This window comes from Arenibacter antarcticus, assembly GCF_041320605.1.
Lineage (GTDB): Bacteria > Bacteroidota > Bacteroidia > Flavobacteriales > Flavobacteriaceae > Arenibacter > Arenibacter antarcticus.
On sequence record NZ_CP166679.1, the window covers coordinates 2,566,172 to 2,592,731 of the forward strand.

Here is a 26,560-nt window from a genome sequence, read left to right on the forward strand (position 1 = left end):
GATTATAAATATTCGTTAAACCAATTGAGGCCATCGCCATAGATACTGTCTAAAGGAGCGTCCCTATGTTTGGCATTGTACCATATTATTTCTTTTGGTTGCCTCGCGCCTTTAAAAAGTAATTTGGACATCATTGGCGGAACTACCTCGTCATTTTTGGCGTTTAACATTAAAAAGGGACGTGGGGCTATCTGCTTTACAAAATTTAAAGGTTCAATAATACTGGTAAATTCTTTTGCCTCCCGCGATAGACCGCCCTTTCCATAAAGTAGATTTAATTGTCCCCCTGCCAATGCTACAATTGGAACTTTTACTCTGTCTTCCAACCCGCAGAATATTGTGCCCGTTATTCCCCCAAGGCTAATACCATAATACCCTATTCTATAGGCATCTAGATTATTTTGGGTCTCTATAAAATCTACGGCACGTCTTAGGTCAAAAACAGTCTGGGCAATAATTTCCCTAGTCCAATATTTGTGTGGCCCAGTAAGATCGAAATCATAAAAATCCCCTTTTCTTTCCCCGTGGTCGTTCATATCTAACCGCAAGACAGCATATCCATTTTTAGTAAAAAGAGAATTGCCATAGGCTACATAATCTACCGCCTTATGGTCGCCAAGTCCGTGCATTAAAATTATTACTGGATAGGGAGCCTTTCCAATTTTGGGTATACTCAATAGTCCGGTTACAATCTTGTTGTGTACACTGGTGTACTGTAGGTGGTACAGATAAAAATCAGAAGTATCCTGCAAGGGTGCCAGCGTGTCATTTAAGGGGATTGCCTTGTCATATTCATAATAGTTGGTTACCGAAATACTATGGCTGGTACTAAGAAAGGATATCAACAGATACATGCAGGTCAACAATAGTAAAGCAACTATTGCAACCGACCAACGACTGTTTTTTTTTCTAAAGAATTTCATCGGTATCCGTTACGTACATCCTAGTGCTCTTGGTGTATAGACCACCATTTGGGTCGCTGAATTCCAAATCGATATAAAATGCCTTAAATCCGTTTTTCGGAAATTGGATATGGTAGAAAATATCCTTTGGGTTTTTTATTTCAATTTTAATGGGGGTCCATTCTTCATCCCTAAAATCGCGATCTTCGGAATCTGCAGACCACAAATACGCATTTTGTAGTTCCTTGGAGGTTGTGGTTACGGTTAAAGTGGCTGATTCCTTATCAGAGTTTATTTTATAGGATAATGGAGGTTGGGGTTTTTCATTTAATAATTTTCCCCAAAACGCACTCAATGCTTTCAAGGCTTGTTCTCCCCCAGCAAGATCATGGCCTGCATTAGGAACATAATGAAGATAATTTTCGCCGGGGATATCATCTATATAGTTTTTAACGGCATCTACGGGCCAATACTCGTCATTGGTGCCAATAAATATCAATTTGGGCATAGTGAGTTTGTCCCTATAGGAGTAGGGGTCCACCATTTGAGTAATGGCATTACCCTCTGCAGAACGTACGGTTTGGGGAATTTCTAGCTTTATATAATCGTTGATCTGATCACTGTATTCGTTCCATGCGGTAATATGATAATCTAGGCTCACGGGCATATTAAGTACATCGATGACCATGGGGGCAATAGCGGTTACCCTTTTGTCATTGGCACCAGTCAACCACGTGGTCCAACCTCTTTTGGAGGCTCCCGATATGGTAAAACGGGTTATTTGTTGTTTTAATTCTTTACTGCTAAACTCCTGTACCGCATCCATGGCGCTAACAGCGCTCTTTACCATTGGGAAAAGCAAAGGCCAAGTAAGATCCTTGTCATTCTTGTAATTGTGTAGGGTATAGGATATTAGTTCGTCCTCTACCAAACCATCATAAAGTGGTTGATTGGGAACTTGTTTTAGGATGGCTACAATTGCTTGGTTCTTTTCTGCAATATGGTTAAAACTTAGGGCTCTTTTATCCCCTAGATTTGACGACCAATTGGGAGAACCGTCTTTTATACTCCCACCGGAAATAAACAATAAGGCTCCATTGTGGGTCACCTCCTTAGGCACCATTATTGATAACTGATGAGTCCAGATAAATTCGCGCCACTTTTGGGAGGTCAGAAGAAGATCGTAAACTGTAGATTCGCCAATCTTATAGGTGTCTTTAATTTCCCATTTAAAATGGGAGTCGTTATTGTGTAAATAACTTTTTAAAGCGGTTTCGGGTGTTATTGGATCTGAGATGTCCTTGTTGTCTGCCAATTTGGTTGGACCTTCCTTACAGGCAGAAACCAGTGTTAAGGACATCAATAGAAATAGGAATAGGTATTTTTTCATTGCTTCTTATATTAATGTGATAATGGTGTTATGGTTTTGTCTGGTTCTGGACTACGTTTAACGAGATTTAATAGTTCCGTGACCATGATTTCCCCAGTCCTTTCTCCTAAACTGGTCTTGGTAATATATTCGTACCGTTTAAAACTGTTGTAATCCTCCTTAGTTAAGATATAACCAAAGGCATCGTTGGTCAGCCCAAATAGAAATGGATGGTCAGTTGGCATTTTTCGCTTAAGAAAATAGCCAATATTGGGAAGGGCCTCCCCTGGAATAGTAAGTATCTGGGCGGTGCCTATATTTAAAAGGTTAATTGTGGTTGAGATCTTCCCATCTTCGGTAGTTCCCAGACTTAAAGGAGAGTTATTCAGAATAGATCGCATCATTTCTGACTCGATTGGGAAAGTTACTTGTTGACTCTGTATGAAAAGTTGTGGATTGCGCTGTGGTTTTGCATCGGATAACAGACGCAGGGCTTCGTCTGCCAACAAATTGCCTATTCTAATACATTCCTCCCAGTCGTTTGCCTCTTTGTTTTGGTCCAATCTGTTGTCTGCAGTGACCATTCCTCCCTGGGCCCCGTTCATAAATATAGCCATCCCTTGGGTTTTAGTGGCTATACGGTCATATAATGGACCTACTAGATCTGGACTCAATATTCCTTGACCATTACCAATTACCTCTGGATGAATGGCATAGTTTACCAGAGTAACTATAGGCTTGTCCTTATTTTTTCCTCCGGTCCCAAGGGCCTGGATCACTCCACATCTTGGGTCGTACAGATTAGGAGCATAATAGTTGTAGGCAATTTTTCCTTTAGCTTCTCCAACTGCAATTTTCAGATAAGCGGGCTCTAAACCTTCTATAGCTTCGTTTATGGCATCTGCCATCTCAGTAACACACCAATCTAAATACGCGAGGTCTGCGGAAGATTTTCCAGTTTCATCTGGAAAGGCGTATGCATCAGGGGCACTATGGGTGTGGGTGGCGCCAATCATAATATTTTCTGGGGGAATGCCTTTAATTAAGGCCTTGGTTCTGTTGCCAAGTGCAGCGGGCCATCCAAGGTTATCTATATTGACAATTGCAATTCTCTCCCCAGCCTTTTCCAAGACCATGGCCCTTACGGTCAAATCACCTTTTTTGACACTTGCAGGTTTTGGAATCCCTACTCCCCCCGAAACAGCAATAAGAGGGTCTGGGGTAATATTACGCATAGCTGCTCCCACCTTTAGTTGCTGGGAATAGATAGTAAGAGATGCTAATAAGAAGAATGTAATGAGTAAAAAGCTCAAACTTGACTCAGATGCGCTGTAAGATTTTATATTCATAAATCTTCACATTTAAATGTTAAAAATGCTCTTATTATGCATGCATAAAACTTAATAAGAATATTGACTTATTTAACAAAAATATATTTAATTTATTAAATCGAGGGTTAATATTTAATGTGTATTTAATAATATAACTGAATAGTATTGAAGATTTTAAATATATTTTTGATGCAAGTGCATTTAATTAGCCTTAATATTAACATATCGTTAACTTATGGACATCAAGTTGCGAATAGGATTTTGGTGATTAATATTATTCGATCTTAGGCATTACAAAAAAAACTAACTTAAAACTACTATTTATGATTCAAAAAAATCTAATACTGTTGTATGGAATTTTATTTTCGATCATGCTATCATTGTCTTCTTGTAGCTCAGATGATAGCAGTGGTTTGGAAGATATTCCTCTTACCGTAGATGTTTTTCAGAGTACCGTTGGAAAGAAAGTAGCCTTCCAGGGGTTGACCAATAACGCGACCTCATGGCTGTGGGATTTTGGTGATGGGTCTACCAGTACGGAAAAGAACCCGGTTCATGTCTTCTCTGATGGAGGATATTATTCTGGGAAGTTGACCGCAACATCTTCAGATGGAAGTTCTGTGAGTAAGGAATTTAATTTGGCGGTGGATTTAACGCCTTATATATTACTTACAGGTGGCCCTACAGCTACCAGTGGTAAAACTTGGAGAATTTCAAGCGCCCATTCTGCTGGGGATTATTTCGCCAATTCAAATGCAGGTTTGACCCCTTTTAATGCAGCTCCAAACCCTCTTCCAGCGGGTATATTAGGAGGTGGGTTAGGACTGAGCGAAGTGTATCAGGATGAGTATACCTTTAATTTTAATGGGGATTATTCGATGGATTTAAAGGATGGGGCCGCATTAAGTGGTTTGGTCTATCAGTTTTTGACAACTGGCGGTGCGGGAATAAAAAACCCCAGTAGTAATCAAGATTTTGGTTTGTGTACTGGCTTATTTGCCCCAGAGCCCAATGCTACTTTTACTTATAAGGAAAATGCTGATTTAACTGTATCATCTGTATATGGGCCTGGAGGGGCTTTGACTTATAACGGAGTAAGTACCTTGGAGTTTTCGGGGACCATGTTTTTTGGATTGTTAGATTACGAGCGAAAGGTGATTATTAAGGAAGTTAAGGATAATTCATTGAAAGCAATCATGTTTATATCTGCTTCTCCGGATTATGCGCCACTCAGTACCCATGCACTTGTACTTACTTTTGAGGCTGTGAAATAATTCATCTAAACAATGGGAGATAGGGATATTCAGAATAAATTAACCAACCACAATACAATTTTATGAACAATTACATAAATTATATAAAACCGATAGTTCAACAAATGTGTTTGCTGCTGCTGTTATTTTGCACGGCCTTGCTATCGGCGCAATCAGGGCAACATACAGTTACGGGTAATGTTACGTCTTTAGAAGACGGTATGCCATTACCTGGTGTAAGTATCGTACTAAAAGGAACCACCCAAGGAGTGTCTTCTGATTTTGATGGTAATTATAGTATTAACATACCCAATGGGAATGGTGTTTTAGTCTTTACTTCTTTGGGATTTGAGGTACAGGAAACTGCCGTTAATGGTAGGACTTCCATTAACATTGCTATGGCTCCAAGTGCAGAAGCCTTGGATGAGGTAGTGGTGACCGCTTTAGGTATCAAAAGGGAAGATAAGTCTTTGGGGTATTCTGTTGAAAATGTAGCAGGGGAGGAACTGACCCGAGTAGCTCAGGAGAATGTATTGAATTCCCTGTCAGGAAAGGTGGCCGGTGTTACCCTTAATTCTACGGGAGGCACAGGTTCTTCTGTAAGTATGGTAATTCGTGGAGCCATTTCCTTGAGTTCGGACAATCAGCCACTCTTTGTAATCGATGGGGTTCCCATATCCAATTCCCTAAATAATATTGGTGGATTTGGAGATAGGAATGCTGTGGATTACGGAAACGCTATTTCGGATTTGGACCCCAATAGTATTGAAGATGTCACTATTTTAAAAGGACCCAGTGCTGCAGCGCTTTATGGTTCTCGGGCTGGTAACGGGGTGGTATTGATTACCACTAAAAAGGCTAAGAATAAGGAGAAAATGAAGGTTTCCTTTTCGTCGAGTACCGTTTTTGATGTACCCTATAAATTTTTAAATCAGAACACTAGGTTTGCCTCTGGTCAATTTTCGTATTCCCCAGAATCTCAAGGGGGTAGTTATTTAATGCCAGATATTTCGTTTGGTGGTGTCGGCGGTCCGGAATTGGATAAGGGGTATTATGCCGTGCAATGGAGGGCGCCTTTGGATGCCAACGGAGTTCCCATACCCACCGAATTAAGGTCTTATCCCAATAACGTTAAAAATTTTGTGCAAACAGGGATAACTACCAATAATAGTCTTTCGGTTACGAATAGCACGGATGTCATGAACTATAGAATGGGGGTAACTAATATGTCCAATACGGGTTTGGTTCCCAATTCTGACGTAAATAGAAACAGTTTTTCATTATCGGCATCTTCTAACATGGATCATAAGCTGATTCTAAGTACTAATGTAAATGTGGTACATAGTTATGCCGATAATAGGCCAGCGTCCAACAGAGGTGCTAACCCCTTACAATATGCATATAGTACTCCTAGTAATATAGATCTTGGGATATTAAGGGATTATGATTTACCAGGTACGGATGTATTGACGATTTTACCAGGTTATGATAATCCCTACTTTTTGGCAAATGAGATAAATAATAGTTATTCCAGATTTAGGATCTTTGGGAATGTGGCCTTGGATTGGGTTGTTTCTCCCGCTTTTAAATTGAGGACTAGTTATAATATGAATAGTTTTAATCAGACTCAAGAAACTAAAATGGCTCCAGGGTATAGCAGGGAGACCAATAATGGAACCTATGGTATTGCTAAAAGTGAAGGTCTGGAGACTAACATCGATGTATTGGCAACCTATACAAAGGATTTTGGTAATTTCGATTTTAGTCTTTCCGGTGGTGGAAACTTAATGTACCAAAAGAACACGGGGCTTAGTAATTCTGCATTCTCTGGGGTTGGACTTATTGTTCCAAACTTGTTTACGGTAAAGAATATTGCTCCTACGGCTTTGAACTACTCTAGTTTCTTTAGTGAACGAGGAATTAATAGTGTGTATGCCTTGGCCAATTTCGGATTTTGGGATATGCTTTATTTAGATGTGGGTGCGCGGAACGACTGGGCAAGTACCTTGCCCATAGACAACAGGTCTTATTTTTATCCTTCCGCCTCCTTGAGTTTCTTGCTAAGCGAGGTCGTGGATATTCCTAAGGTGGATCTTTTTAAACTTAGAGGAGGTTGGGCGAGAGCGGGTAATGACACCAGCCCCTATCAGTTGGGGGCGTATTACAATAATGCCGGGGTATGGGACAATGCAGTGCTATATAGCGCTTCTGGAGGTTTAAGTACACCTACATTGGAACCAGAGGAAGCCACCTCAAAAGAATTTGGTGTGGATTTGACCATGTTCAACAATAGGTTTCGATTTGAAGGAACTTACTATACGGTTGAAAACAGAAATCAAATTGTACCCAATATTACCATCCCTGGATCTTCAGGATATAGTAGTGTGAGTATTAATGCTGGAGCCCTGGAAAGTAAGGGTTGGGAACTCTCTCTAGGTGTAACTCCCATTAGAACGGAGAACTTTAATTGGGATTTGAATTTTAATTTCACTAAGAATGAATCTAAAATTTTGGAATTGTCTGACGGTGTAGATTATATTGAATTTTGGAGTGAAAACAAAAGTAAGTCACGAGGTTATGTGGCTAACCCAGCCACCGGAGAAGATGGCTTGCTTGGAAATATATATTCCTTGGAAAAATTAAGAGTTACCGATGCAAATTCCCCCTATTTTGGATATCCTTTGATAGATCCCGATGAAGGAGAATGGTTGCCTCAAGAAGAATTGGTTAAAGTGGGAAACTACAATCCAGATTTTATTTTGGGACTGCAATCCAGTTTTTCGTACAAGAACTTTACATTGAACATGACCTTCGATTGGCGTTCTGGCGGACAGTATATGTCTCAAACCTCCAGATATATGACAGAAGATGGTTTTGGGGGACAACTTTTGGAAATGGTAAACCCGGGTATTGCCCAGCCAGGACCTGAACTTAAACAGTGGGTATTAGACAATGCAGGGGAATTTATTTTCAGTGAAGATCTTAGGTCTATAGGTGGTACACCAGGTAACGGGGGTCTTCCCGAATCTTTTGGGGGTTCTGTAGTTTACGACGGTGTTTTTGATGCAGGAGTTATTGGGACTTATGATGGAAACGGCAACTTTGTATTGGTCAGTGAAAACCTTGGAAATGTGGGTACCTTATTTATGCCATTTTCCTATTCCCATCCATGGGCATTTGGAACACAGCATATGTTCGATGCAGATTATATAAAACTTAGGGAAGTATCTATAGGCTATGATCTTCCTAAAAAGCTTTTATCTAGAACAGGCTTGGATAATGTTAGTGTATCTGTTTACAGTAGAAATATTATGTTGTGGACCAAGGATTCGGCTTTCGGAATAGATCCAGAAAGGGCATTTCAGGCCGAAACGGGTAAAGATAAAAGAGGCACTCAGTTTAAGCAGGGTGTTGAGCGCTATAATGTGGATCCATGGGTTGTCCCAGTTGGTTTTAAAATTGGTATAACATTTTAATAAAATAAAACTTAGATCATGATGTATCAGATAATAAATAAAATAGCCATATTGGTTTTGGGACTCATCGTTTTAGTGTCCTGCCACGGCTTAGAGGACTTAAATGAAAATCCTAATCAAATAGGATCGGACAATGTGGATCCCAATCTTTTGATTGCCACTGTAATTTCAGGAACGGCCAAGAATGTGGTTGATTTGGGATTCGGGGATATTGCTGGGGTGATGCAGCATACCCAAAAAGATGGTTGGTCCGGAGGACATAATTCCTACGATTGGAGCAATGGATCCTTTAATTGGAACGGCTATTATAGCCTTTTGACAAATGATAAAACCCTGCTAAAGAAAGCTGAAGTAGATAATTTGGAGTTTCATATCGGAGTGGGATTGGTTATGAAGGCCTATTTATTCGGAATGATTTCCGACCTCTATGGTGATGCACCATATACCAATGCGCTAAGAGGGGATGAAGGGGTTGAGTTTTTTGATACCGCCTTTGATAACCAAAAGGTAATCTATACGGGTATCTTATCGGATTTGGATAGGGCGAATAGTTTATTGTCCAAAAATCAAGATGCTTATTTTAGTATTCTAGAAAATCAGGATATCCTTTATAGTGGCGATGTTGCTAAATGGAGGAAATTTGCCAATTCATTAGCACTTCGCTATTACATGCGACTATCAGAAAAGGAGCCAGGGATAGCAGAAGCAGGAATTAAAAATATTACTTCTAATCCAAGTCAATATCCATTGATCATGAACGCTTCCGATGATGCTAATGTAGATTATGTTGGTTCAAGTGGAGCCGATTCATGGCCATCAACAACCAAATTTAGTAGTGATCCAGCTGGAAACTATTTTAGAATTAAAATGTCGGCAACCTTGGTAGATGCTTTGCTGGCTTTGGATGACCCTAGATTGGGGGTTTGGGCCAATAAGATAGAAATACCTTTGGTTTTAGCTACAGGAGAGCCTGAGAATACGGATCAAATTCGCAACGGGGAAAGATATGTTGGCCAAAAATTGGTTGATGATCATTTGGAGATTGTAGGGGTACCTGTAAACTATAATAAAGATTATGTGGGATTGCCAACTGCCATTCCTTTCGGAGGCTCATTTAACTTAAGGGTAAATCCGGCCCAAGGAACTTATAATCCTTCTGTTTCCCAGTTAAATGATATTTATAAGGAAGCTAAGGGCCCCTTGTTAAAGTCGAGATTGATTTCTGCAGCCGAGGTTAACTTTATTTTGGCGGAGGCAGCACTTAAAGGTTGGGTGTCCGGAAGTGCAGAGAATTACTATAACGAGGGTATTAAGCAGTCTTTTGAGGCTTGGGGTATTGGAGATGAGTATGCCAATTATATGGCAGGAATAAGCTTTGGAGGCTTGGGGGATATTATGGAGCAAAAATGGATAGCTAGTTGGACTTCTGCGACCCAATCTTGGTTCGATTACAGAAGGACGGGCTTGCCTAACCTTACCACAGGGCCATCAAGCAAACGTGCTGCAATTCCACTGAGATTTTATTATAATATCGATGAAATTAATAGCAATACTGAAAATGCTAATGATGCCATTGATAAGTTGGAGCCAACACAATTTACCGCACCAGATAGTAATAACAGCGCATGGTCCAAAATGTGGTTGCTGCAGGGTACGGGAAAACCGTATTAATAATTTTTTCAATTAAATAAAAGAGGAAGTTTAAAAAATAGATTTTGAGGTTCATTTTAGCGCAGTAGAAAACTTGTAATGGCGTAATGTTAGCAAGTATGCAATTTCGCTCGACAGGAAAATCAGACTGTTTTTAGACATCCTCTTTTTCAATGTATTTCATCACAACCCGGTGATAACGGGAAGGAAAATGAATTATTTTAGTAGGTATTAACTAATTAACCTCCCTTAATCTGTTCCACTTTTATCCAGTGTAAATAGAATCAGTGATTAAAACCGCAAAAACAACCGCTTTAAATGGCTATGATATAATTATGGCAATTGAAGTAGAACCAAAACAAATTTTTAAATATGAATAGATTGATTGCCATCCAAAATAGGTACAGAACCTACCTTTGTTATTTAGTTTTATTTTTTATATCCGTTACTCTTTTTGCACAAAAACAGCAGTATGGAGAGGAGTACATCTTTCCTTTTCAAGGGCAACATGTGCACTCTAGTTCTATCGTAGAACTTCCAAACGGTGACCTTATGTCGTGCTGGTTTCAAGGTTCTGGTGAACGCAATTCCAATGATGTAGTCATAAATGGTTCCAAATTAAAAAAAGGAAGCAAGACATGGAGTGAACCTTTCTTATTGGCCGACACGCCTGGCCAACCAGATTGTAACCCTGTGCTTTTTTTGGATGCGAAAGGGAAATTATACCTGTTCTGGATTGTGGTTCAGGCCAATCAATGGGAGCGGTCTATATTAAAATATAAGGTAGCTTCAGATTATATGCAATCGGATATCCCGAAATGGGAATGGCAGGATGTTATCCTTTTAAAACCCGATGAATCTTTTGAAAAGACCATAGAGGAACAGTTTAATAAAATGGGTTCTAGAGGCCTTACATGGGCAGAATATGCGCCAAAATACGAAAATATGATCCTAGAGGCCGCAAAGGATAAGACTAAAAAAGAAACTGGATGGATGACGCGGATCCATCCCATTGTACTCCCCTCTGGGCGAATCCTATTGCCACTTTATTCGGATGGTTATAATCTTTCCCTGATCGGTATATCTGATGATGATGGTGCCACTTGGCAACCTAGTTTGCCTATTGTGGGCTATGGCAATATTCAGCCTAGTATTGTGCAAAAGAAAGACGGAAGTCTAATAGCTTATATGCGCGATAATGGGGATGCACCAGGAAGGATTTTGGAAAGTACTTCCACGGACGAAGGCTATTCTTGGACAGCAGCAACCGAATCCAATATTCCAAATCCAGGCACCAGTGTAGAAACCTTGGTGCTTAATAATGGCGATTGGATTATGGTCTACAACGATTTGGAATCGGGGAGATACAGTTTGGCCGTAAGCCTATCGGATGATGAAGGAAAAACTTGGAAATGGAGTCGGTCTCTTGAAATGGAAAGCAATAAAGACGGGTCGTTTTCCTATCCGTCCATGATTCAATCCAGTGATGGATTGGTCCATATTACCTACTCCTATCACATAAAGGGGAATAAAACCATAAAGCATGTAGCCTTTCCATCGAAATGGATAAAGGAATAAAAATAACGTCATAAGAGAAAATGGCAAAGCAGTTAAAATAGTAGCATAAATATTTAAAATTTAAAACATGAAAAAAGTATTGTTCTTATCCTACCTATTGATCAGTGTTATTGGTATGGCACAAGAAAACCAAAAAATTGCCTTCGGGCCCTATATTCAGCAAATGGGAACCAAGGAGGCCACCATAAACTGGTCCACCAAAGAAAGTGAGCCCACCTTGACTGATCCTGAAGGAAATGTGAAAACCATAACTGAATACAAACACCATACAATCCATTTAGGCAGATTAAAGCCCAATACGGAATATAATTATGATGTGCTTAACGATGGAACCGATGAGGGGAAAGGAACATTAACGACCTATCCAGAAGAAAGAATCCCATTTAATTTTGTGGTGACCGGCGATTCTAGAAGTAGGCATGATGTACATGCCAAGGTGGTAGCCAAAATAATGGAAACCAATCCAAAGTTCATTGTCAATTCAGGAGATTTGGTTTCCAACGGTCGCTCAATAGAGGATTGGGAAGCGTTTTTTGAGGTAAACAAAGATTTGATGCGAAATACACCATACTATCCGGTGCTAGGTAATCACGAGAAGGATTCTCCCTATTATTACGATTTGTTTGACCTTCCCAATAATGAGAAATATTATTACTTCACGGTTGGAGACGCCCTGATGATCGTGTTGGACAGTGAAGGAAAACAGATCTCCCAACCCGAATTTGTTTCCGATAAAAATAGTGATGCCTTTTGGCAAGAAGCATTCTCAGAATATTTCATCACTCAAAAAAAATGGTTGGAAAAAGTGTTAGAACTTAATAAGGAGGCAGGCTTTGTTTTTATTTTTCAACATAAACCCCTTTACAGTGCCATGAAAAATAGAAAAGCCGAAGCAGAGAAAACTAGAAAATTCTGGGGCGATATTTTTGAAAGGCATAACGTTCAGGTGTTCTTTAATGGTCATGATCATCATTACCATAGAGCTACAAAAAATGGAGTCCATTATATTACCTCCGCTGGAGCCGGAGCACCACTATATGATATCGATCTGGTGCTTCCCGAAACAAAAAAATCTAGTAAAATAGAGCATTTTGTAAACGTGCAGATCCAAAAGAACAAAGCAGTGCTTTTAGTGACCGATATAAATGGAAACGAGATAGAAACAGTAGAAGTAAAAAGACGAAAATAACAGGGTCCCTAGTGTTTAAACCTGACAGATATCCCTCGCGGCCAATAAGCATCAGTTTAGCAGCTGAATAAAAAAAAGTGATCCATTTGTCGGCTTCATGATGCCAACAAATTTTTAGAACTATTTCCTGAGTTGACCCCTTGGAGCAGCCGAAATAGGATCGATAAAAAATGCTAAATAGCTATATATGAAAACATCCAATTGGAGAATTCCCATGCTTATTGTCGCGATGTCTTTGGCAACAGCTTGGGCAATACGAGGTCAGTTTGGACATGAACAAGGAGCTGCATGGGCAGGAGGAATTGGAGGATTGGCGTTGGTACTTGTGTCGCAACGACGGGATTGGTACCGTAAAATGATGCTTGTTGCCTTGGCCTCGGCAGTAGGTTGGGGAGCTGGTGGTATGATCAGTTATGGAATGGTGGTTGGTTATGGGAATGCAGATAATTTTCCCAATGCATTTTACGGTTTAGGGATGTTGTTCGTCATAGGCGGACTTTTCGGATTGTTGGGAGGTGGACTGGTGGGACTTACCTTGGATTCCACCCGCGAAAATAGGGTGAAATGGGGTTCGCTAATAACAGAAATGGCAGTAGGCGGACTCATTGGGTATTATTTTTTGGTAGAACAAATAGGAATTAAAATGACCCCGCCACGTTCAGAAGCCTGGGCGGTCTGTTTGGGAGCCGGATTGGCGATGTTGTGGCATTTGGCAAGGGGAAAGAGAAATTCTGCTATGAGAGTGGCATTTTTTTCCATGCTGGGAGCCGGTATAGGGTTTGGGTTCGGTAATTTTTTACAAGTGATGGGGAAAATAGGGCAGGTTTCCTTTAATATGTGGAACGTTATGGAATATAGTATCGGATTTTTCGGAGGCCTAGGGATGGCCTACGGCGTATTTAGCTCCAAATGGCCCCAAGATATTCCTGGACCAAAAAAATGGGAAAACTGGAGTTCCTACATCATCGTTGGGCTGTTTATACCCCTGATCGTTTATAGGGAATCCTTGAGTTTCGAACATCTGGTTCGGCGTTTTAAAGATTTGCCAAATGTAGCATCCCTAGCTACCACAAGTACAATAGTGGCAGCGATAATACTCTTGATGATGATGTGTTTATTGTATTGGAAAATGAAAAAAGAGCGCATAGAAAAAAAAGATGTACTACATGCTTTATTTATCTTATGGATTCCCTATATATTGGTCAGTTATATTGTAAAGGGGCTTTTTGGGGGAGTAATGGAAATTACCCATCACTTGTATTTGTTAAATGTATTGATAATAATTATATTGGGTCGAATTAAAAATGCCCCCATTTCATTTGGGGACTTGGATAAGGTGCCAGTAAAAAAATGGATTTACCTTCTAATGGGCGCTATATTATTTATGGCTTTTTTGGCGCTTTTAGCCAGCAGTTTGCATGGCGATATAGGAGGACATAATAGATTCCCTTTAGATTAGGTCTATGAGTGTTAAGAAAGAAAAAAATGGTGTTAATTTCATTATTCTTGTGGTTGCGATCTCTATTGGATATGCCATTTTAAGATATCAAATAAAGGGCGATGTTCCCTGGAAAGACCTCCCTGTATTTATCCTTAACAAGGGAATTTCCCTTGCCGCGATAACCCTTTTGTCTTTATGTATATCTATAAGGCCGTTGTCTAATTTAGGTGTTCAGCTCTTTTCTTCCAGACAGGCCAAGAAGGTTTTGGGAATCTCTGGTCTTTTGTTGACCATTGCCCATGTATTGTTAAGTTTTTTGATTTTTAACCCAAGTTATTTTAGTGTTTTTTTTGAGGAGGATGGAACATTGTCCTCCAAGGGGTCATTAAGTTTGCTTGCAGGGGTTGTTGGCTTTATGCTAGTGATAATATATCATCACTGTTTTGGGGGTGTCCGTGCGGGTAAGGAAAAACTGATAAAAATAGTAACCTCCAAAAAGTTTATTTTGGGATTATTGTTGTTGTTTGGGCTACACCTTTTTTTTATGGGGTATTCTAACTGGATGCTACCCTCCAATTGGCAAGGTGGATTGCCTCCTATCAGTTTAATTTCTTTTGTTGTAGTTTTCTTGGGATTGGGAATAAATATTTCTGGACGGTAGCAATTCATGTCCGATTGGAACTATAATATAGGGTTGACTTGTACTTCTACCTAAATGTTTTTCGATAATCTGATGGGGTCTTGCCCATTATAAATTTAAAATAATGATTAAAGTTGGCAAGATTGTTATAACCACTTTCAAAGCAGATTTGGGTAATCTGTTTATCGGTCTCCGCCAATAATTTAGCCGCTATACCTACTCTAACAGTTTTTACATACTCCATAAAGGTATGGCTGGTCTTTTTCTTAAAATACCTGCAAAAACTACTGGGGGCCATATTTAATACCGCTGCGGCCTCTTCCAATTTTACTCCTTCTTGGATGTTTTGAAAAACATATTCGTAAACCTTGTTTATTTTATCTAAATTTTTTGAAAAAATATGGGAGTTGCTATGGGGGTTAGAAAGGTTTTCCCTTTCCTCCAATTGTATCAGATAATTAAATACAGTTAATAATTGAATATAGTAATCCAAACCTGTCAATAACGTCATTTTTTCCAGTATAGATCGTATATGGATATCATTTTCCACCTTAAATCGAAGCCCTGTGTTGGACTGCTTTAGCAAATCCACAACCTTTTCCAATTCGGGCATTTTAAAAAAATCCGAGTTGATGATGTCTTCCGAAAAATGGGTTACAATGCAGAAGGGGTCTTTTCCCTTTTCGGAATCCAAGGCTTCCCAACAGTGCGGTAAATTTGGCCCTAGGAGTACTAGGTCGCCTTTTTCAAATCCAGAAATATTGTCTCCTACAATTCTTCTACCCGATCCTGAGGTTATAAAATTTAATTCAAAATTCCTATGAGAATGAATTCTGGCATTAGATGCCAAGGGCAATTTTCTAGAAATAAATGAATGCTTTGTAGGGACATAGATCTTCTCAAAAATAAACTCCATATTTATATATATTGACAATTTTTTACCAATATAATTAATTATTTTAAAATAAAAGGTAAAATATAATGTAATTAAAACAATATTGTAGTGGTGTAGGGAGTGAAATTGATTTTATTTTGTTAAAGACTTAATTGTTTTGAAAATAGATTTTTGAAAGGCACTATCAGCTGCCCCTGCTGTGCAGACTTTTATCAAATTTAACTAAGAAACGGAGGTCTTTTAAAAAACAAGCAAATGAATTTACCTATAAAAGGAATTATTCCTCCAATGATTACCCCGTTGTCGGAGAATTTAGAATTGGATCTTAACGGATTACAGAAATTGATACATCATTTATTAGAGGGTGGTGTACACGGTATTTTTTTGCTCGGGACCTCGGGAGAGGGACCCAGTTTAAGCTATGAAACCCGAAAACAGTTGATCACAGAGACCTGTAAAATAGTGGGCGGTAAGGTGCCCGTTCTTGTAGGGATCACCGATACTTCCTTTAAAGGTGCGCTAGAAATAGCCACCCATGCAAAGAAAGAGGGGGCCGATGCCCTGGTAGTAGCGCCGCCCTATTACCTTCCCATATCCCAACAAGAAATGATTGATTACCTAGAAAATTTGGTGCCCCTTTTGCCGTTGCCATTTCTTTTATACAATATGCCCAGTTGTACAAAATTGAGCATGTCCATGAAAATAGTAAAGAGGGGAAAGGAACTGGGTGCAATAGGGATAAAGGATAGTTCTGGTGACCTTTCATTTCTCTATATGTTGATCGAGGAATTTAAAAACGACCCTTTGTTTTCCGTTATTACGGGGACCGAATTATTCTTACCCGAAACTATAATGAACGGAGGACATGGTGCCGTTGCAGGAGGAGCAAATTTCTTTCCGAAATTATTTGTAGATCTTTATGAAGCTATGCAGGAAAGGGATTTTGATAGAGTAAAAGCTTTACGGCAAGAGGTCATTATGATCCATAACACGATCTATGAAGTGGGTAAACATTCATCTCGACATATCAAGGGTACCAAATCTGCCTTGTCTGCAATGAACATTTGTCAGGATTATGTAGCTGAACCTCTTCAGAGATTTAATGAGGATCAACGAAATCTAATTAAGGAGTATATTGGACAGTTTAAACAAAGCACCAACTATAATACAGCAATATGAATCCTATAATAAAGGCAGCGGCATCTACAGCCATAATTAATGCTGTCTCTTCAATATTTGTGCTGCTCAACAAAAGAAAGGCCAAATTGCAAGAATAAATTTGGAACATGGAGAACAAGAGATGGACAAGGGCGTTTATGGGGGTTATCCCTCCTTTTGCCCTTTTTGTCATTGTCCTGTTTTTTCCGTACCAAATAGCTATTATTGATGCCCTAACAGTACAGCCCCTAGCCGAATACGGTATCCATATACATTTTTGGAGAATTGTGTTCGAGCCATTTTTGGGGCCTTTACTCTATTTTAATAGAGCTATTAATCCACTTCAGGAGCTGCCAATTGCTGTTATGTGGATTTTGGTCCTCTATTTGGTTTATGGGTTGATGCAGCTTAAACCCCTTCAATCTATTCTGCTAAGAAGAAAGAAGCTTTTAAGAATATTGGGGAACCTTCCGTTATTGGTCGGAATCGGATTTGGCATTTTTGTAATACTTCTGTTTATCCCATTACCCAATAATACGATAGTCAATAATTCCCAAAATGATATTTTAGTGACCACCCATACACATACGGAATACAGTCATGATGGACTTACCTCCCAAAAAAATATGTGGAAATGGCATAAAAGAAATGGGTTCGATGCCTTTTTTATTACCGATCATGCCAATCATAAAAAAACGTTGGAATTTTCTGAGCAACAGCGGAATAATAAATTTCCTCTAAAGCCTTTGGTCCTTGTAGGACAAGAACATTCGGGCTCTAACCACATGAGTCTTCTGGGGTTGGACGGAAGTTTCGTTACCAAAGATAAACCAGATTCCAGTATCGTTAAGTTAACCCACAAATATGGCGGAGCTGTTATTGTAAATCATTGGTTTGATGGCAAGGGAAAAGAAAAGGAATTTTATAAGGCTTTGGGAGTAGATGGTTTTGAAATTGAAAATGTTGGCAAGGAGTTGTACTACGATCGATCACAATTTAGGGAACTTAAAAAATACTGTGAAGAAAATGGTTTGATTATGGTGGGTGGGCTAGACTACCACGGTTACGGGAGGGTTTGTGCTATTTGGAATGCCTTTACCATTCCCAATTGGTCAGGGATGGACCCAGATCATAAAGAGAGCGCCATACTCCAAATTTTAAGGGAAAGGGATCAGAGCAAGCTAAAGGTGCTAATGTACAGAGACAGGCCTTTAAATGAAGGACTGAGCCCTTTATTTGGTCCTATTGTCACGGTGGTCAATTATTTTAGGACTCTCAATAGCTTTCAGGTGGTTTCTTGGATATTATGGTGGGGTGTTTTACAGTTATTTTTGAAATTTAAAAAAGCTAATGTTATGGGCTGGGACAAAACTTTAGCAATAGCAGGAGGGGCAAATGCCTTATTTTTACTGGTCTTGGGAGTGTTATACTTTTTAAGGGGCCAAGTTATAGAAGGATATAGTGATTTATATGATGAGTACAGCTCGCTCTTGTTTATTATAGGAGGAGTTTTAGCGGTTTATTCGGCAATGGTGATTTACAGTCGATTTTTCGCGCAGCAAAAAATAGGGAGAAAAGAATAAAACCATAGGGCTTTCCCATCTCTATTAACAAATTTAAGAGGATTCTCTTTTATTAGCTTATCGGTGAAGATTATGTGCCCTTAGGTACTTTAAAAGGGCTTCCGGTAGATCAGTCTGAATTACATTAACGTGCTTCTTGCGCAACAAGGTATTAAATCCGGAATCTTTTTCTAAACGTTCCATTTCATCATATTTACCTAGGGCATTGATCCAAATCCTTGCCCCAGAGTTGGTGATTCGGCGCATGGTACGGTCTTTATAGTAGCTTTCATCTACATGTATAATATCAATATGGTCCATTTTTAAAATGGCCCTAACCTCTTTCTTGGAATAGGCCCTTGGCATAATCCGGATGTTGCTATCCAATTGTTGTAATGTGGGCGTTTCCTGATAGTCGTATAGAAAAAATAGAATCTGATTTTCCATCCCGTATTTTTGAATAAGGGCATAGGTCTTCTCAATAGAGGGCATATCCTCCAATTTAAAATCGATATCAATAAGAATCTTTCCCTTGGTTAATTTAAGCACTTCTTCAAAAGTAGGGATACGCTCCTCGGTGATACTATCCCGAATAATAAGTTGAAATCCTTTTAATTCCTTCAGGGTGTAATCTTCAACTTTCCCGCTGCTGTTGGTGGTCCTGTCCAAGGTGCGGTCGTGCATTATTACCAGCTCTCCGTCCTTACTTTGCCTTATATCCAATTCAACAATATCCACGCCAATGCGAATACTCTCTTCTATGGCTGCTAAAGAGTTTTCCGGAAAATGTTCATTAGTGGCCCTGTGGGCAGCAACCAACACTCGCTGAGGTTTGTTATTGAAGTCGTATAAAATACTGTCCAAGTTCGATTCCTGGGCAGATAGACCAACAGTTAGAAAAAAAGATATAACAAAAAGAAATCTTTTAGGCATTAGGGATGTGAAGTGGTTCATTTCGAAACTAAAATTTGATGATGGTCTAGTATGTATGTCAATTAAAAATATCCCTAAGATATGGGATTTATCCTTGTGGTAATAAAAATTTGACATACCTTTTTACTTCAATTACTAAAATACCTAAAGTTAAAACAGGTGAAAAGGAAATTGTCAGGTGTTTTTTTGATGCTTATAGTATTTAGTGGATGTAAGCAATTAAACAAACCATTGGTAATAGGGCATAGAGGGGCAATGGGGCATGCCACTGAAAATACCTTGGAATCTATCCAAACAGCGATGGACCTGGGGGTAGATATGTTGGAAATTGATGTATTTAAAACAAGAGATGGGGAAATTGTGGTTTTTCACGATTCCAGTTTAAAACGACTTACAGGGCAACCAGGGAATATTGAGGAGCTAGATCTTAAAGCAGTGAAGGCATTAACGCTTGCACGAAACACTAAGATTCCAACCCTAAAAGAAGTGTTGGACTTGATGAAGGGCGAAACCATGCTCAATATAGAACTTAAGGGTGCCCACACAGCCGAATCCGTAAATGAAATAATCAATCATTATATTAATAAAGGGAATTGGGAGCTGAAGGATTTTTTAATTTCAAGTTATAAATGGGACGAATTAAAAAGAATACGGGAGTTGAATGGAAAAATCCCCATTGCAGTGCTGATCCAGAAAGACCCCTTAGACGCTATCCCTATTGGTCATGAACTTAAGGCGATGGTCATTATCCCTAACTATAAGAAGCTGACCAAGAAGAACGTTAGAATCCTCCATGAGGAAGGCTTTAAAATTTATCCTTATACCGTAAATGGGTATCTGCAAATTAAAAGAATGGCGAGAATGGGGGTAGATGGAATTATCACCAATTATCCCAATCGGGTTAAGTGATCAAGGAATGACTTGGCTACCAATAAACTTAGGAATTACAACTTAGAATACCGGTGCTATGGTAGGAGTAGGCCATGGATAGGGTAACGAAACCCAGAAAATTGCAATCGAGGTAAAATGGGTCAAAACGTTATAGATACTTCTAGTGTTCCTTAGTTTTTATTTGCATCAATATAATTATGGTCTGCATTCAATTTAAATAGTGCGGTCTTGTATTTTTATAGAAAAAAAATGCCAATAGTAGGAAGTATAGTTAAAGGGTTCTTGGATTTGAGGGGGCAATTGGTGAGCGATAAAAATCCAGTAGATTCTCAAAAGGAGGTGTTGCAGATGCTTTTGGAAAAAGCCAAGAACACTGCTTTTGGTATGCATTATAATTTTACTGAAATTTTGGAGTCCTCCGAATTGGAAAAAACCTTTTCCGAAAGAATTCCTTATTTTGATTATGATAAGATGGATGCCGAGTGGTGGAGTAAGATCCATGAAGGGAGCAATGATGTTAGTTGGCCTGGTAATCCAGATTATTTTGCGCTGAGTTCTGGTACTACTGGGAAGACCAGTAAACGAATCCCAGTCACCAACCAGATGATAAAAGCCATACAGGAAGCGGGGTTGGAGCAAGTGTATGCCTTGAGTAATTTTGACCTACCTGCAGATTTCTTCGAAAAAGATATTATGATGTTGGGCAGTTCTACTGCCTTGGATAATGTAGATGAACATATGGAAGGTGAGATTAGCGGAATAAGTGCCAGTAAAATTCCCGCTTGGTTTAGGGGATATTACAAGCCGGGAGAAGAGATTTCAGAAATAGACGATTGGGATGAAAGGATAGATCGGATTGTAGAAAAAGCCACCGAATGGGATATCGGAGCACTAAGCGGCATCCCTTCATGGATGGAACTTATGTTGAAGCAGGTAATTGAACGGCACAACCTTAAAAACATTCATGACCTTTGGCCTAATCTGCAAGTTTACACCTCTGGCGGAGTAGCATTTTCGCCTTATAAAAGGAGCTTTAATGCATTGTTAGGCAAACCTATTACCGTCATAGATACTTATTTGGCCTCGGAAGGGTTTATCGCATTTCAGGCGAGACCGGAAACCAATGCCATGCAATTAGTGACCAATGGTGGCATTTATTTCGAATTTGTCCCTTTTAAACCGGAGTATATCGACCAAAATGGCGCCTTAGTAAAAGATGCCCCTTCTGTCCCTTTATCGGAAGTAAAATTGCATCAAGATTATGTGTTGATTATCAGTACGGTCTCTGGTGCCTGGCGCTACATAATAGGGGATACGATAGAATTTACGGACGTAGAGCGGGCAGAGATCAAGATCACTGGGCGCACCAAATTTTTCCTCAACGTAGTGGGATCCCAATTATCGGTCAATAAAATGGACGATGCCGTAAATCATTTGGAGGACCAGTTCTCCATTAAAATACCAGAATATACAATCTGCGCTAAAAAAATTGAAGGAGAGTTTTACCACTGCTGGTATTTGGGAACGGATGGAAGCGCAGCTGAGGGGGAAATAGTGGATTGTCTGGACAGTTACTTAAAAAGTGCCAATAAGAACTACAAGGTAGCTCGGTCAAAGGCATTAAAGGGAGTGAAAGCAACCCTTGTACCCATATCTATCTTCCACGATTGGTCAGCCTACAATAAAAATAAAGGTGGGCAAGTTAAGATGGAACGGGTAATGGATGAGGGTAAGTTTCAGGAATGGGAGCATTTTGCACAGAAAAAGATATCATAGGCAACCTCAAGATTGTTGTGTTATACAATGCGTATTTTCCGTATTTGGTACTACTGGAATACTAATTTATTTACTTTCCATTTCCTCCACTAATACCATAATTTCCTCGGGGGATAGATAATATTTTTTGATGCGATCTTTGTAATCTTGCTGAATATCTGCATGGTCCAATATAAAGTTTTTGGTATCTAGGATATAGCTTCCCATACCATGGGATACGGCATTTATATCTGCGGCACGCTCTGCCTCTTTTATATAGGAACCGGATAGATAATATTTAATTCCGAACCAAAATAGGTTTAAACCGCTCCGATCCTTATAATCCATTATATGTCCCAATTCGTGTCCAAGCCATCCGATCATAATGTCATTGGAGATCGATTTGGTGTAAAACTCTTTTCCGGAAATTTTAATTTTTTCACTTATCAGGATAACATATTTTCTGTTCTTTCTAGATCCAAAAAGACTCCAAAACTTGGGTTGGGCCATCATAGTGGATTTTTTAATATTTTTTTTGAATTTTACGGAAATGGGGATTGCATCTAGTTCCGGATAATAAGAAAGTGCCTCAGCTACCTCATTTTTTATAATTTCAGGGGTAGTGTGCTGGGCATTTATTGAAATAAACGTCATAAATAGTGTAAAAATTAACCAATTCCTCATATAGCCCCCAATGATTATCGTCCTGATTCGAATATAGTATAAGATAAAAAAAAATTACGAGGATGCCGCAATATTTGCTATTGCATTAGAATAAATTTGGACGACTTAAATGGAAACAAGAATGGCTGATTCTTTCAGATTTACTTTTAACCCAATAGCGTGGAAGTGAATCGGGATTTGGGGTAATAAAATAGAAAATACAGAATCCGAGTTGGTATTAGCTTACGGTAGTTGTTTTTTGTTCCCTTATTTTCTTTTCAATATGATCGATGATCATGGGAGCGTGGATCCTAGAATTTTCTATAAACCATTTGTGGGTTTCCATTCCACCACATATCACCCCAGCCAAATAAATTCCTTTTACATTAGTTTCCATAGTCTCTGGATCGTATTGTGGGAGTCTTTTTTTGTCTTCGGATAGGTGTATGTTCAATTTTTCCAAAAAACCGAAGTTTGGCTTATAACCGGTAAGAGCCAGTACATAATCGTTTTGTATGCTTACCGCTCCTTTAGGTGTCTGTATAAGGATTTCCTCCTCTTTAATCTCTTTTACGGTACTGTTGTAATATACTTTTATGCTGCCTTCGTTAATTCTGTTGATAATATCGGGTCTTACCCAATATTTAACACGCTCTCCAATCTCTGGACCACGGACAATTAAAGTAACCTCGGCTCCTTTGCGGTAGCATTCCAAGGCTGCATCAACGGAAGAGTTACTGGCGCCTATTACTGCCACTTTCTGACTGGAATAATAGTGGGGATCCTTGTAATAATGGGATACTTTTACTAGATCTTCCCCCGGTACACCCATTTTGTTGGGGATGTCATAAAACCCAGTAGCCACAATGATATTGGCTGCGCGATAGTTGTTTTTTGAAGAGGAAATATGAAAATGACCATCCACTTTCTTAACGGATTCTACCGTTTCAAACAATTGAATGTTTAAATGATTGCTGGTAACAATTCGGCGATAGTATTCCAAGGCCTCATTTCTTTTAGGTTTGGCCTCAATACTGATAAAGGGAATGTTGTCTATTTCCAACTTTTCCGAAGAAGAAAAAAACTGCATATTCAAAGGATAGTTGTAAAGGGAGTTTACTATGCATCCCTTCTCTAGAATTGCATAAGACAGCCCTTTTTTTTTGGCTTCCAGTCCACATGCGATACCTATAGGTCCACCACCGATAATTATAATATCAAATTCCTTCATTATCCTACTAATTCTTTTAGTTCTTTTATTGTTTTGGCAGGGTTCTCACTGCTAAAAATAAAACTCCCTGCAACTAAAACATCTGCACCGGCGTCAATGAGCTGTTTGGCATTTTCGGAAGTAACCCCTCCATCGATTTCAATTAGGGTATGTGCCTCTTTCCGGTTGATCAGTTCCTTTAAAGCTTTAATCTTGTCATAGGTGTTCTCTATAAAAGATTGTCCCCCAAATCCAGGGTTTACACTCATGATCAGTACCAGATCGATATCGTTTATAGTATCTTCCAAGAGGCTAATATTGGTATGTGGGTTGATCGCCACTCCAGCTGCCATGCCTTCTTCCTTTATAGCCTCTAAAGTTCTGTGTAGATGGGTGCAGGCTTCATAGTGCACCGTTAGGTTATTGGCTCCCAGCTTGGCAAATGTCTTTATATAACGGTCTGGGTCCACAATCATTAGGTGTACATCTATAGTTTTAGTGGCGTGGGCGGTTATTGCCTTTAATACCGGCATGCCAAAGGAGATGTTAGGTACAAAAACACCATCCATAATATCGATATGAAACCAATCAGCATCGCTATTATTTACCATTTCAATGTCTCTCTGTAAGTTGGCGAAATCGGCTGCCAGTAAGGAAGGAGCAATAAGTTTTGAATCCATTTTAGAGGTCTGAAAATTTATTTTATAAAGATAATAATTTTAATAGGTTCTGGAGAAAAGCTCTGTTTGTGCTATTTTGAAGGCGTAAATGGCTAGTCACCCTTCAAAATAACGTATCGTAGATTTCTATAGAACAGCATTAATACCAACGTTTCTTTTTCTTTTTTGAAGCTTCGGATTTTCTGCCTTTTTTATGCTTGCTGCCCTTTCTTTTATGTACTTCTGGTTTGGCTTTGGGGTCCAGAGGGAAAGGATGGTCCTCTACAACATCGATATGCTTTTGCATTAACTTTTGTATGCTAATCACATATTCTTTTTCATCTGCGGAACACAATGAGTATGCTGTTCCACTTTGTCCTGCTCTCCCGGTCCTACCAATTCGGTGCACATAGGTTTCAGGGATATTGGGAAGATCAAAATTTAATACATTGTCTAAATTGTCAATGTCTATTCCCCTTGCAGCAACGTCTGTTGCTATTAGAATATTGGCCTCTTTGTTCTTAAACCTGCTTAAGGCATCCTGTCTATCGTCCTGCGATTTGTCGCCATGAATACTTTCTACCTTATAATTATTTTTTAAGAGCGTCTCTTCCAATTTATCCACCCCGTGTTTGGTTCTCCTAAAGATTAGGATATTGCCCTTTATGGTGTTTCTTAAGAGGTGTAGGCAAAGCTCTATTTTATTTGGCTTTGGGGTAAAATAGAGTAGCTGGTATACCCTGGCCGCCGCCAAGGATGTAGGGGTTACATTAACTTTCGAGGCATTCTTTAAAATGCTGTTCGTCAATTGTACCACCTTATACGGAATGGTAGCGGAAAATAGCAGGGTCTGTTTTCCAGAGGGACAGAGTCGCTCTATCTTTTTAACATCATCAATAAAACCCATATCCAGCATTAGGTCTGCCTCATCCAAGACCAGTGTTTCTACATAATCTAAATTTATGACATCCTGTTTGTGGAGGTCTAGTAGCCTCCCTGGAGTGGCGACAAGGATATCCACTCCTTTTTTTAGCTCAGCGATCTGTGGCTCCATAGCGGTGCCCCCATAAACTACTGTAGAGGTCAGCTCCGTATATAGGCTGTACTCTTTAAAATTTTCTTGGATCTGTACGGCCAATTCCCTAGTGGGACTTATTACTAAAGCCCTTATTTTCTTTCCTTTTTTAGAGGCTTCCTGTCTGTTGAACAACAGTTGAAGGATGGGAAGGGCATAGGCAGCAGTTTTGCCCGTCCCTGTCTGCGCAGATACAATTACGTCTTTCCCTTCCAAAACTAGCGGAATGGTCATTTCCTGAACAGGGGTGGGTGCGTTATAATTCTTTTCGGCAACTGCTCTTAAAAGCGGTTTATTAAGCCCTAATTCCTTAAAATTCATGTATTTTAATTGAAAAATATGGATACAAAGGTACGTCTAAATCCTTGTTTATTTTTTAAACCTATAATTTTTGCTTTGGGGGTTAATATAGTATTGGTTTGTATTGGGTGAAATCTAATAGATAAAGTTGCAGCAATGGGTATTCACGGCATAGCGCCTTTGTAGGTTTAAGTGAATTCAGAAGAGGATAGCTATTTGCCTTACTTATTTCCCTATAAGAGTGATAACTGTTTGTTGATCAGTGGAGGTCCAATTGCCTTACAATTCTTCCTAAGTTTGGATTACGATAAGACCAACTTATATGCCGTTTTTTTATTCCTGCTTTGGATTGTTTTTGTTTACTTATATAGTATTATTTATCTTTAATTCATTGTCATCATTCTAAACTAAAAAGTGTGGTAAATAGTGTGGTGACTGTTTAGGATATTCCTTAAAACTCAATGAATACTGGGCTTAATGCAGTTTTTGCTTGACTATATAAATGGAAAAACTCCGGTAATCAGCCGGAGTTTATTCATCAATCAAAAAACGAACAGTCATGATAACTGTTGTTAATGTTTACAATTTACGATTTTTACTACATATTTCCAACTTGGAAATGCATTTGCG

At 39.2% G+C, this 26,560-nt stretch carries 20 protein-coding genes; 11 read left to right on the top strand and 9 right to left on the bottom strand.

Annotated features, from left to right (window positions below; genetic code table 11):
• Nucleotides 1-2: 2 nt before the first annotated feature.
• The 3 genes from KCTC52924_RS10540 to KCTC52924_RS10550 are packed head-to-tail and all read right to left on the bottom strand — an operon-like array spanning nucleotide 3 to nucleotide 3,620.
• A complete protein-coding gene (locus KCTC52924_RS10540) occupies nucleotides 3-923 on the bottom strand; it encodes an alpha/beta hydrolase (protein WP_251808187.1) in 921 nt (306 codons plus the stop codon).
• Entirely contained in the window at nucleotides 910-2,292 is a 1,383-nt protein-coding gene (locus tag KCTC52924_RS10545) for a PhoPQ-activated pathogenicity-related family protein (RefSeq protein WP_251808188.1), read from the bottom strand. Before KCTC52924_RS10545 ends, KCTC52924_RS10540 begins: the two co-directional genes overlap by 14 nt.
• A gap of 11 nt (nucleotides 2,293-2,303) precedes the next feature.
• The gene (locus KCTC52924_RS10550; protein WP_251808189.1) at nucleotides 2,304-3,620 is read right to left on the bottom strand and encodes a hypothetical protein; all 1,317 of its coding nucleotides are present in this window, start codon (nucleotides 3,618-3,620) and stop codon (nucleotides 2,304-2,306) included.
• Between the two features lie 305 nt (nucleotides 3,621-3,925).
• Between KCTC52924_RS10550 and KCTC52924_RS10555 the strand changes: the two genes are divergently transcribed.
• The 7 genes from KCTC52924_RS10555 (at nucleotide 3,926) to KCTC52924_RS10585 (ending at nucleotide 14,850) form a co-directional block, all read left to right on the top strand.
• The gene (locus KCTC52924_RS10555) at nucleotides 3,926-4,876 is read left to right on the top strand and encodes a PKD domain-containing protein (protein WP_251808190.1); all 951 of its coding nucleotides are present in this window, start codon (nucleotides 3,926-3,928) and stop codon (nucleotides 4,874-4,876) included.
• Nucleotides 4,877-4,938: 62 nt separating this feature from the next.
• Complete coding sequence (locus tag KCTC52924_RS10560; protein WP_251808191.1) at nucleotides 4,939-8,331, top strand: SusC/RagA family TonB-linked outer membrane protein; 3,393 nt, start codon at nucleotides 4,939-4,941, stop codon at nucleotides 8,329-8,331.
• An 18-nt stretch (nucleotides 8,332-8,349) separates the two neighbouring features.
• Complete coding sequence (locus tag KCTC52924_RS10565; protein WP_251808192.1) at nucleotides 8,350-10,002, top strand: SusD/RagB family nutrient-binding outer membrane lipoprotein; 1,653 nt, start codon at nucleotides 8,350-8,352, stop codon at nucleotides 10,000-10,002.
• A gap of 351 nt (nucleotides 10,003-10,353) precedes the next feature.
• A complete protein-coding gene (locus KCTC52924_RS10570; RefSeq protein ID WP_251808193.1) occupies nucleotides 10,354-11,559 on the top strand; it encodes an exo-alpha-sialidase in 1,206 nt (401 codons plus the stop codon).
• A gap of 67 nt (nucleotides 11,560-11,626) precedes the next feature.
• Nucleotides 11,627-12,748, top strand: a complete 1,122-nt coding sequence (locus KCTC52924_RS10575; RefSeq protein WP_251808194.1) for a metallophosphoesterase — start codon at nucleotides 11,627-11,629, stop codon at nucleotides 12,746-12,748.
• Nucleotides 12,749-12,935: 187 nt separating this feature from the next.
• Nucleotides 12,936-14,207, top strand: coding sequence for a hypothetical protein (locus tag KCTC52924_RS10580; RefSeq protein ID WP_251808195.1), 1,272 nt, complete (start codon nucleotides 12,936-12,938; stop codon nucleotides 14,205-14,207).
• Nucleotides 14,208-14,211: 4 nt separating this feature from the next.
• Complete coding sequence (locus tag KCTC52924_RS10585) at nucleotides 14,212-14,850, top strand: hypothetical protein (RefSeq protein ID WP_251808196.1); 639 nt, start codon at nucleotides 14,212-14,214, stop codon at nucleotides 14,848-14,850.
• A 46-nt stretch (nucleotides 14,851-14,896) separates the two neighbouring features.
• Here the strand turns inward: KCTC52924_RS10585 and KCTC52924_RS10590 are convergent, their stop codons facing one another.
• Nucleotides 14,897-15,745: an AraC family transcriptional regulator gene (locus tag KCTC52924_RS10590; protein WP_251808197.1), complete on the bottom strand. Its 849-nt coding sequence runs from the start codon at nucleotides 15,743-15,745 to the stop codon at nucleotides 14,897-14,899.
• A 234-nt stretch (nucleotides 15,746-15,979) separates the two neighbouring features.
• Here KCTC52924_RS10590 and KCTC52924_RS10595 point away from each other — a divergent pair, with 234 nt between their 5' ends.
• Together KCTC52924_RS10595 and KCTC52924_RS10600 are read left to right on the top strand one after the other, a co-directional pair.
• Nucleotides 15,980-16,903 (top strand): dihydrodipicolinate synthase family protein, encoded by a 924-nt coding sequence (locus KCTC52924_RS10595; protein WP_251808198.1) that lies wholly within the window; start codon nucleotides 15,980-15,982, stop codon nucleotides 16,901-16,903.
• A gap of 107 nt (nucleotides 16,904-17,010) precedes the next feature.
• Nucleotides 17,011-18,465 carry a PHP domain-containing protein gene (locus KCTC52924_RS10600; protein WP_251808199.1) on the top strand — a complete coding sequence of 485 codons (1,455 nt, stop codon included), beginning with the start codon at nucleotides 17,011-17,013 and terminating at the stop codon, nucleotides 18,463-18,465.
• Nucleotides 18,466-18,522: 57 nt separating this feature from the next.
• Here KCTC52924_RS10600 and KCTC52924_RS10605 read toward each other — a convergent pair whose 3' ends face one another.
• Nucleotides 18,523-19,494, bottom strand: a complete 972-nt coding sequence (locus KCTC52924_RS10605) for a glycerophosphodiester phosphodiesterase family protein (protein WP_251808200.1) — start codon at nucleotides 19,492-19,494, stop codon at nucleotides 18,523-18,525.
• A 42-nt stretch (nucleotides 19,495-19,536) separates the two neighbouring features.
• On the opposite strand from KCTC52924_RS10605, the gene KCTC52924_RS10610 reads away from it, so the two are divergent.
• Together KCTC52924_RS10610 and KCTC52924_RS10615 are read left to right on the top strand one after the other, a co-directional pair.
• On the top strand, nucleotides 19,537-20,286 hold the full coding sequence (locus KCTC52924_RS10610; protein ID WP_251808201.1) for a glycerophosphodiester phosphodiesterase: 750 nt from the start codon (nucleotides 19,537-19,539) through the stop codon (nucleotides 20,284-20,286).
• 231 nt (nucleotides 20,287-20,517) lie between these two features.
• Nucleotides 20,518-22,044 (top strand): GH3 auxin-responsive promoter family protein, encoded by a 1,527-nt coding sequence (locus tag KCTC52924_RS10615; protein WP_251808202.1) that lies wholly within the window; start codon nucleotides 20,518-20,520, stop codon nucleotides 22,042-22,044.
• Nucleotides 22,045-22,110: 66 nt separating this feature from the next.
• On the opposite strand, the gene KCTC52924_RS10620 is transcribed toward KCTC52924_RS10615, so the two are convergent.
• From KCTC52924_RS10620 to KCTC52924_RS10635, 4 genes are all read right to left on the bottom strand, one after another.
• Nucleotides 22,111-22,677, bottom strand: coding sequence for a hypothetical protein (locus KCTC52924_RS10620; RefSeq protein ID WP_251808203.1), 567 nt, complete (start codon nucleotides 22,675-22,677; stop codon nucleotides 22,111-22,113).
• 247 nt (nucleotides 22,678-22,924) lie between these two features.
• Nucleotides 22,925-23,917, bottom strand: coding sequence for a YpdA family putative bacillithiol disulfide reductase (locus KCTC52924_RS10625; RefSeq protein ID WP_251808204.1), 993 nt, complete (start codon nucleotides 23,915-23,917; stop codon nucleotides 22,925-22,927).
• The gene (gene rpe, locus KCTC52924_RS10630) at nucleotides 23,917-24,576 is read right to left on the bottom strand and encodes a ribulose-phosphate 3-epimerase (RefSeq protein ID WP_251808205.1); all 660 of its coding nucleotides are present in this window, start codon (nucleotides 24,574-24,576) and stop codon (nucleotides 23,917-23,919) included. Before rpe ends, KCTC52924_RS10625 begins: the two co-directional genes overlap by 1 nt.
• Before the next feature lie 139 nt (nucleotides 24,577-24,715).
• Nucleotides 24,716-25,951 carry a DEAD/DEAH box helicase gene (locus tag KCTC52924_RS10635; RefSeq protein ID WP_251808206.1) on the bottom strand — a complete coding sequence of 412 codons (1,236 nt, stop codon included), beginning with the start codon at nucleotides 25,949-25,951 and terminating at the stop codon, nucleotides 24,716-24,718.
• Nucleotides 25,952-26,560: the final 609 nt, after the last annotated feature.